The sequence below is a fragment of the Dyella subtropica genome (assembly GCF_026283965.1).
GTDB lineage: Bacteria > Pseudomonadota > Gammaproteobacteria > Xanthomonadales > Rhodanobacteraceae > Dyella_D > Dyella_D subtropica.
On sequence record NZ_JAPDPD010000001.1, the window covers coordinates 573,256 to 581,938 of the forward strand.

The 8,683-nt window shown below is 58.9% G+C and carries 5 protein-coding genes; 3 read left to right on the forward strand and 2 right to left on the reverse strand.

Annotated elements, in window-relative coordinates; all coding sequences use genetic code 11:
- Positions 1-510 precede the first annotated feature (510 nt).
- The 3 genes from OUZ45_RS02515 to OUZ45_RS02525 all read left to right on the forward strand — a co-directional run bounded on the left by OUZ45_RS02515 (position 511) and on the right by OUZ45_RS02525 (position 6,870).
- Positions 511-2,244, forward strand: coding sequence for a PLL family lectin (locus tag OUZ45_RS02515; protein WP_266168323.1), 1,734 nt, complete (start codon positions 511-513; stop codon positions 2,242-2,244).
- Positions 2,245-2,635: 391 nt separating this feature from the next.
- Complete coding sequence (locus tag OUZ45_RS02520; RefSeq protein WP_266168324.1) at positions 2,636-4,003, forward strand: hypothetical protein; 1,368 nt, start codon at positions 2,636-2,638, stop codon at positions 4,001-4,003.
- Between the two features lie 347 nt (positions 4,004-4,350).
- Positions 4,351-6,870, forward strand: coding sequence for an EAL domain-containing protein (locus OUZ45_RS02525; protein WP_266168347.1), 2,520 nt, complete (start codon positions 4,351-4,353; stop codon positions 6,868-6,870).
- A 167-nt stretch (positions 6,871-7,037) separates the two neighbouring features.
- Here OUZ45_RS02525 and OUZ45_RS02530 read toward each other — a convergent pair whose 3' ends face one another.
- Positions 7,038-7,355 carry a hypothetical protein gene (locus tag OUZ45_RS02530; RefSeq protein ID WP_266168325.1) on the reverse strand — a complete coding sequence of 106 codons (318 nt, stop codon included), beginning with the start codon at positions 7,353-7,355 and terminating at the stop codon, positions 7,038-7,040.
- A gap of 495 nt (positions 7,356-7,850) precedes the next feature.
- On the reverse strand, positions 7,851-8,183 hold the full coding sequence (locus OUZ45_RS02535) for a hypothetical protein (RefSeq protein ID WP_266168326.1): 333 nt from the start codon (positions 8,181-8,183) through the stop codon (positions 7,851-7,853).
- Positions 8,184-8,683: the final 500 nt, after the last annotated feature.

The following is an 8,683-nucleotide window of genomic DNA, read 5'->3' on the forward strand; positions in this document are numbered from 1 at the left end:
ACGCCACCACCGCCTTCAAGTTCCGGTGCGTCCGGCGTATCACCCGCAGCGCTGGGCAAGGGAACACCAGGAACACCGCCACCACCTTCAAGTCCCGGCGCGTCCGGCATATCGCCCGCTGCGCTGGGAAAGGGAACACCAGGAACACCACAACCACCTTCAAGTCCCGGGGCTCTTGGCACATCACCCGCAGCGGTGGGCAAGGGAACACCGGGAACACCACCGCCGCCCTCAAGTCCCGGGGCTCTCGGAGCGTCGCCTGCCGCGCTCGGGAAGGGAGTACAGGGAACACCACCATCACCCTCAAGTCTCGGAACTTCCGGAGCGTCACCCGCCGCGACTGGGATAGGAACGCCGGGAACGCCACCGCCCCCCGCAAGCCCCGGAACGCTCGGAGCGTCCAGTGCCGCGGCCGGGATGGGCGCGCCGGGAACAGCATCGCGTCCCTCTGCTCTAGAAGGGCCAGGCACGTCACCGGGCACTTCAAACCAGGCACCTTCGGCTCATGTCTTGGCGAAGTATGGGGAAGAAGGGCAGCCAGGACAGGCCGCACTGGCAGCACTTGGGCCTTACACATCAGCCGGCAGTACGGCGAACTTTGACGTCTACTACGACAGCAGCTTGGGCGCGTCAGGAACGCATTTGGCCAATGCCGTGCTCGCGAACTGCGAGCGGGACTTCACCCAGATGCGGCAATGGTTTGGAGGCATCAATGCGGGCAGGTTCAGTGTCTATATCGACCCAGGCAGCTTTGGTGCCTATCACGCGAACTGCGCGGCGACGGAACTGCACGTTGCGGCGTTCTCCGGTACCGATGGCAATCTCGCCAATATGCTGAATATGGCCGAAGTCGATGAAGTCTTCATGGCCAATCAGCATGCCGGCTGGAACTGCGGATATAGCAATGGCGAGGGACTTTCGCGCGTATTGACGACACAGCTGTATCCAGCGTCTCTCGACGGATTCGCCTCCGCCGGCGTATGGCTGAATACGCCAGGTCGTCCCGATTTTGTCACTGTCACCGAGCCGACCGACAGGAATTATGTATCGATCGGTTGCGCCACGTTGTTCTTGAATTTCCTGCGTCACCAACTCGACTTCAGTTGGCAGCAGATCGTAAGAGCGGCGGCCCCGACGCTTGCGCAGACCTACGCGAATCTCACGGGAAGAACCGATGCGCTGGCGCGTTTCAAGAATCTTCTCCAAGCCTATTATCCGGAAGGAACGCCGGTCAGCCTGACGAGTGACAACGTCTTCCCATTGCCGGGTCTGATGGAAGTCTTCGCACGTGGTACGGACGGTGCCGTTTGGTACAACGCGCAAACCGCACGCAACAATGGCTGGAGCGGGTGGTACTCGATGGGCGGCTGGGTTGACCTGATCGAGGTCGGCCAGAATGACGATGGAAGGCTGGAAGTCTTCGCGCGCGGCGGAGATGGTGCCGTATGGCACAACTGGCAACTGTCGCCAGGGGCGGGCGCCTGGAGCGGCTGGCACTCCTTGGGCGGCTGGATCGACCGGTTGGAAGTCGCAAGAAACGCCGATGGACGGTTGGAGATTTTCGCGCGCGGTGGTGATGGCGCGGTCTGGCACAACTGGCAAACCGCCCCCAATGGCGGTTGGAGTGGCTGGTACTCCTTGGGTGGCTGGATCGATCTGCTTGAAGTCGGCCAGAACGACGACGGAAGGCTGGAGATCTTCGCGCGCGGCGGCGACGGAGCCGTCTGGCACAACTGGCAAACCGCTCGCAACAATGGCTGGAGCGGCTGGCATTCCCTGGGTGGCTGGATCGACCTGCTGGAAGTCGGAGGAAATGCTGACGGAAGGCTGGAGATTTTCGCGCGTGGCGGCGACGGCGCCGTCTGGCATAACTGGCAGACTGCACCCAACGGTGGCTGGAGTGGCTGGTACTCCATGGGCGGCTGGATCGACCTGCTTGAAGTCGCCCAGAACGAAGATGGAAGGCTGGAGGTCTTTGCGCGCGGCGGCGACGGAGCCGTCTGGCACAACTGGCAAACCTACCCCAACAGCGGCTGGAGTGGCTGGTACTCGATGGGCGGTTGGATCGACCTGCTCGAGGTGGGACGCAATGCCGATGGAAGGCTGGAGGTCTTTGCGCGCGGCGGCGACGAAGCCGTCTGGCACAACTGGCAAACCGCGCCCAATAGCGGTTGGAGCGGGTGGGCCTCCTTGGGTGGCCGGATAGATCTCCTTGAAGTTTGGCCCGAAATCGTTGGGACCTGACGGAACGAATCCACGTTGACCTATGGACCCTCATGCCGGTTGGGCGAACCTCAACCGGATGTTTGATGGAAAGTGACCCATGGACGTGCGCGTGTATCGACACACGCGCACGTCCGTGGCTATAGGGACGGGCGCAAGCGCATAACATCTTCGCGTTACCTGATTGGCGTCGAATCTCCGCTACGCGAGCTCTTGCTCCCTCCCTTGCTTGCGACGCAAAGCTAGTCCCGTGGGACAGGGGAGGGCTGGGGAGGGGTGAGTACTTGAGAAAGCGTTGCGGGAGAGGTTTTCGCAAGGGCTCACCCCCTCCCGGCCTCCCCCTGCGAGCAGGGGGAGGGGAACATCGCGTCGTTCAGATTCGACGCCAATCAAATCGCATCAGGAGATGACGATGATTTTCAGGCCGCTCGACGCTGTCATCACTGGCTACGCCTACGAGAACGCGACGGCTGCACTGGGCGTTCTCGAAGAAGGTCGCCAGACAAAGCGGTGGATTTCCACCGAAATGCTTTGCACGCTCGATACGCTCATCAAAGTGGTGCTTTTTAGCGACCGGATATTCTTTGGGGGATGCGCGGGCGAAACGGAAGGGCGCGTGGTGCCGCGCGATCCCGAGTTCGGCGCGAGCGCCAGGGCCAGAGAACTCTTTCAAAAAGATGGGCTCTTTCATCCCATAGATCATTTCCATGGCGACAAAGAGCAGGCGATGGCAGCTGTCGCCGCGACGCTGAAGCCGGTGGAGAGTTTCGGCGACGCGTCCTTTGTGCTGACCGCCGACTGGAAAGCCAGGCAGCTTCAGATTCACCAAGAGATGCTGACGATGGATGCGTTCTTCATCGAGTATTCCATCGAGCATGGCGGCCTGCCTCGGTTCAAGCCGGTGTTCCCGGGCGAACATCTTTACCTTGGCATCAGGCAACAAAGAGTCCCGTCCCCCATGTATACGCACTCCATCGCCGATCTTGCGGGTCGCCGCATCAGGATGCTCGTGCGCAACAAGATGAAGGGTCTCAACGATCTGGTGTCGCTAGGCGTTCTCCCGATACCTGAACTGCCCCCCATCTTCGTGGCGCGCACCGTATATGACGCGTCACGCACATCCTTCTTATCGCGCGTCCTTCAAGGGCAGGCCAAAGGATCGAACATCGTTCGCACGCTGTTGGAGATGCGCAACAGCAAGGGGATGGTCCGTTTTCGTCAATGGATGTCCGATTGCATCGAGCTGGCGACGACCACAGACGTCGCCAAGCTGGAGCGTTTTTCAAAGACATCAGAGATGTTGAATAACCTCACTCTGGAAGATGACATCACGAAGGAAGAGTTCGTCAAAGGTGCCCTCAACGTCGTCAAAGCCGTGCCGCATGGCGACGTCTTGGCGATCCTGAAAGAGGTGGTATCGCCGGTCACAAAATACATCGCCGGATTCCCCGTGGGGGTGCTCCGTGGCTTCGGTGGCCGCAAGGGAGAGTCGATCCATGTTGAGCAGTTTCTGAAAAGAACTTTCTCGGACAAATTCACGGCCATGGAAATGGACTACATATCCACGCTGCTCGAATTGCCCGATAACGTCGCTGACTGGAAGCGCGAGGACGTGACCTTCGATGCACATGCCGGTCGAATCGACTCGAACGCGCCGAATCTATCCCGCCCTTGCTTCATTCAAAGTGCGAAGGTCCAGCATCTTGCCAACGCCAAAGCGAGCTTTGCCGAGCTTCTCAAAGAAGCAGTGCCTTTCGCCGAGGTCGACCAACAAAAATAACCGTCTGTCCGGCTAGCTGAGATTCGATGCCAATCACGTCATAGGGTGGGGCGGGGCCTTCCTTGGAAGGGGGGGCATGTCGCCCCCGGCTTTGGTCGAATTATTCGCCAGTCTGCAGGCTAAGTTGTCGAAATTTCCGATATTCTTCACAGGGTGCCTGCTAAGGATGCTCCGAATAGTTCGTTATTCCAGCGATAAGCCGGGTGACGATGGGGAGTATTCAGATCTTCCCCAGTGCTTTGCAGGAGACGCTTGCGGCTTTGAGCTGTTCCCGTTGAAAAATCGGGGGCGCGACAGTGAGATTCCGAAGGGCTATCGAATCGGGCAGGCGGGGACGCGTGGCGGAAATGCTCCTGTCCTTCGTCCTCGTCGTGGCAGCGATGCTGGGTCTGTCCATCCTCACGACCGGCATCCTGTCGTCGGCTCGCACCTTTGCGGGCGGGGGCAGCCATGTCCGTCATATCGATGATGTCCATCGCGCCATTTCGATCGGGGTCAACGCCGACGATGGATTGGCCGCCGTCGTGGCACTGGCAAGCGATATGCATGCTCGGGCTTCACGTGGGAATCACGAAGTCAGCTGGATAGAAGACGGCGGGCGGGCTTTTCGCATCGCGAACGACGGCCTGCCTCCGCTGGCGTTTGCCTTTGCCGACGCTCTGAGCGAAGGATCACGCGACATGGTCTGGCTGCTCGGTGGATTGTTTGCCCTCGGCACCGCTTGGTATACGCGACGTCTTCTCGCTGATCGCGCGCGTGCGACAAACGCATGGCGCGCCAGTGAAGATCGCTTTCAGCTCGCGGTTGCCGGAAGCAACGATGGTTTATGGAGCTGGGACAGGGACAGCGGTGGAATCTATCTGTCGCCTCGCCTGCAACAGATGCTGGCGGTGGAGGGCGAGCCCATCGCTGGAGATGCAGAGGCGATTTTCGGCCGCCTGCACCCGGATGATCGCCACGCTGCGAAGAGAGCCGTCATCGCCCACATCCGCCGGGCCGAACCGTTGGACGTCGAATTCCGGATACGGCCTACCGATGGGGAGGTGCGTTGGTTCCACGCGAGCGGCCAGTCGGTGCGCGACGACTTGGGCGTCTCCATGCGCATGGCGGGCTCCGTGACGGAAATCACCGAGCGCCACTTCGCCGATGCGAAGCTGTTCGCCGAAAAGGAGCGTACGCAGGTCACGCTGCAATCCATTGGGGACGCGGTCATCACCACCGATGCCCACAACAACATCGAATACCTCAATCCGGTGGCCGAGCGGCTGACGCGGTGGCAGGTGGATTCGGCGCGGGGACGTCCGGTGAGCGACGTGTGCCGCATCATCAAAGAGAGCAACCACGAAGCTATTCCCGACCCGGCGACACGGGTCATGCATGAACAGTCGGGCTGGAGATCGCGTGACAGGCTCCTGCTTCAACGCAACGATGGCAAACGGATCGCTGTCGATCTCATTGTGTCACCGGTCCGCGACCGCTTGGGAAGCATGGAGGGCGCGGTGCTGGTGATGCGCGACCTCAGCGCTGAGCGCGAGCACGCAGCCTTGCTGCGCTACCAGGCCGCACATGACGTTCTGACCGGATTGATCAATCGACGGGAATTCGAGCGACAACTGGAGCGGGCGGTGGTTTCTGCCGAGGAAGGGAGTGTGCCCTTCACCGTGCTCTATATCGACCTCGATCAGTTCAAACTCGTCAATGACATGTGCGGTCGCTCGGCGGGAGACGAGCTGTTGCGGCAGGCCGCTGGTCTTTTCAAGAAGAAGGTACGCCATAGCGATACAGTGGCGCGATTGGGGGGGGATGAATTCGTCGTGCTCCTCAACAACTGTGCCGCCGAGCAAGGCCTGCAGGTTGCCGAAAGTCTGCGCGCCAGCATCGGCGAATTGCGGTTCGTTTTCGATGATCGCGCGCTTCGTCTCAGCGCAAGTATTGGTCTGGTCAGCCCGCCTGGGGATAAGGCAGGGGCGGCGGAAATTCTCCGCGCCGCCGATGCGGCCTGCCATGTCGCCAAGGATAAAGGCCGCAACCTTGTACAGACGTACCGCCAGAACGACGACGATATCGCCGCGCGACAGTTGGAGATGTCCTGGATAAGCCGTATTCAGGACGCCTTGGCGAAGGAGCGCTTCGCTCTCTATGCGCAAGACATCGTTGCCACGAACAACGACAGTTTGGGCCGTCATGTGGAGTTGTTGTTGCGCATGGTGGCGGAGAACGGCGAGCTGATTCTCCCCCGCACCTTCATTCCGGCGGCCGAGCGCTATGGCTTGATGCCGGCTATCGACCAATGGGTGGTGCAGGCGGCCTTTTCGTCTCTGCGCGAACTGCGCCATAGCGACCCAGCGTCGCTGCCGGAATGGGTCGCTATCAATCTCTCGGGCGCTTCGCTGTGCAAGGACGGCTTCTCCGACTTCTTGCGCCGCCAATTGACGGCGTTCGACATCCCGCCATCGTCGGTGTGTTTCGAGATCACCGAGACCACCGCCATTTCCAATCTAACGCGTGCAACGGCTTTCATGGTCGAGATGCGGGCGCTTGGATGCAGATTCGCCCTGGACGACTTCGGCGTGGGCATGTCGTCCTTCACGTACCTCAAGCATTTGCCGGTCGATTTCGTGAAGATCGACGCGGGTTTCGTCGAGGACATGATCAAGGACCCCATCGACTACGCGATGGTCGAGGCCATCAACAAGATCGGACACATCACAGGCAAATTGACCGTCGCCGAAGGCGTCAGCAGTACCGAGCTGCTGGACGAAGTGCGAAAGCTCGGTGTCGACTTCGCGCAGGGCTTCGCCATTGCATTACCGCTGGAGTTCGCCGCCTATCGCGCCGGCAGGATCCTGATAAAGAACGTCCGGTAAGAAGCGGCAGCCGACTTAGGGACGCTCCACCTATTCGGTGCAGGCGTCCTGATGACCAGTCTGCCAGGGAGGCGCCGATTGGCCCGCTCATGTCTATGAGCGGGCCAATCGGAGGTTGTTACCTCGGCTTGACGTGCAGATTGGCTTCTGCGACGGCAAGTGATTCATTAAACGCGGATAAATTCGCCTTGTACGTTGGATACCTGTCCGTTAAAGGCGCTCAACCCACCCGCATCCTTCAAGGTCCTGAATGCCAGGTCCTTGGAAAACAGTGCGCGAGCCTGATAGCCGGAAGAGTCATTCTTCGCGATAAAAGCGATGACCGTATTTGGCCCTACGCTATTTTCGAAGTGGTAATGTCCATTGACATCATAATTCACGTTTGACTCGGTGAGCTTTCCGACAAAGGTGCCATTGGAGTCATTCGCGTTGGAGATGGTCAGTGTGGCGTTGCCACTCTTGTAGGTGCCGTTGAGATTTGACATCTTCATATCCTCCATCGGTGGTTGACGATGGCTCTTGGGAGGGTATCCACTCGAGCCGCTACATCGGCGTTGAAGAAGAAAATCAGGCATGCATGGCTACATAACGCGTTATCCGAGACTGCCGATAATCAAGCTGGCTATTATGTTCGTCTTGGTGTCAAGGTGCCGTGTAATTAGATTATGTATTTTCGTGAAATACATGAATACTTCAGGCGCATGAACTAATCGTCCGTAAGATTGGATTGATTGGCAAATATTGGACGTGACTAAAAATCACGTCATGGATAGGACGGCAGTCATTTCAATGAATAGGCCGTAAACCATACGGGAGGGTCTGTTTGGCCCATTCGATCGCCATGCCGGTATCCGCGATACGCGACGAGAGCATTGGATTATGCAAGCGGATCATTGTCTTGCGTGGGGAGATGATGACTTGAGTTGCAGTGCATCATTCGACGATTCAGGCTGCCGGACGCATCTCGGATAATCTCGAAATCAGCCATTCTTCCGCGTGTAAATCATGGAATTTTCGCACTGGTCGCTACACGGCATGGCATTGTTCGAGATGTCCTGGGAGGTATGGTCCTGCGCGGATCGGGCATCCAGGACGTCAAGCGCTGCAATGAATTGCTGGCCGGTGGCTTGCGGATGCAGCAGTACTAAACGTGTGCCTTGGTGGCCATCGGGGCGGCGAGCGGCGGCCATGCACACCTGACCATCTTCGCTCGCGAGAACCAGCGGTGCGTTATATTGCGTATCCAACAATTGACGCCTGAACTGCCCGTCCTGTGGCCCCCCGGCGATGATGCATTCGATGATCTGTTCCATCTCGTTCTCCGAAGGACAAGATAGGAAGTCTTTGCGACGGATCAAGCAGCTCGCGGGCCAAGCTTATATGGAAAAATGCGACTCGCATCGCATTTCTACGGTATTGACCGCGATTCGGTGTTATTGCAATACCGTCATTTGCTAGCCGCAAGCCCTCAAAGGGCGTCATTCTGTGAATTTGACGTGACGCGGCCGGGTGCGGCTATCCCGCTCAATGGTGATGCTATGCCCAAATGGAACGCCAACCGTGTCACACATGGCGGAGTAGATAGTTTCAAAGGAAACGGTGACGAAGTGTGTCCGCATCTGACCCGAAGAGCCTGTCCAAGCTGGGGCATGATCGGCTCCCTCTCCCCGTGCACCGATTTGTGTACGGGGAGAGGATTGAGGTGAGCAACTGTGTTGGCAGTCAAGCGGATGTCGCATGTTCCAGATGCCACGAGGCGTTGTCGCGAACCATGGCGTTGAGCACGGTTAATAGCTTGCGCATGCAAGCGACG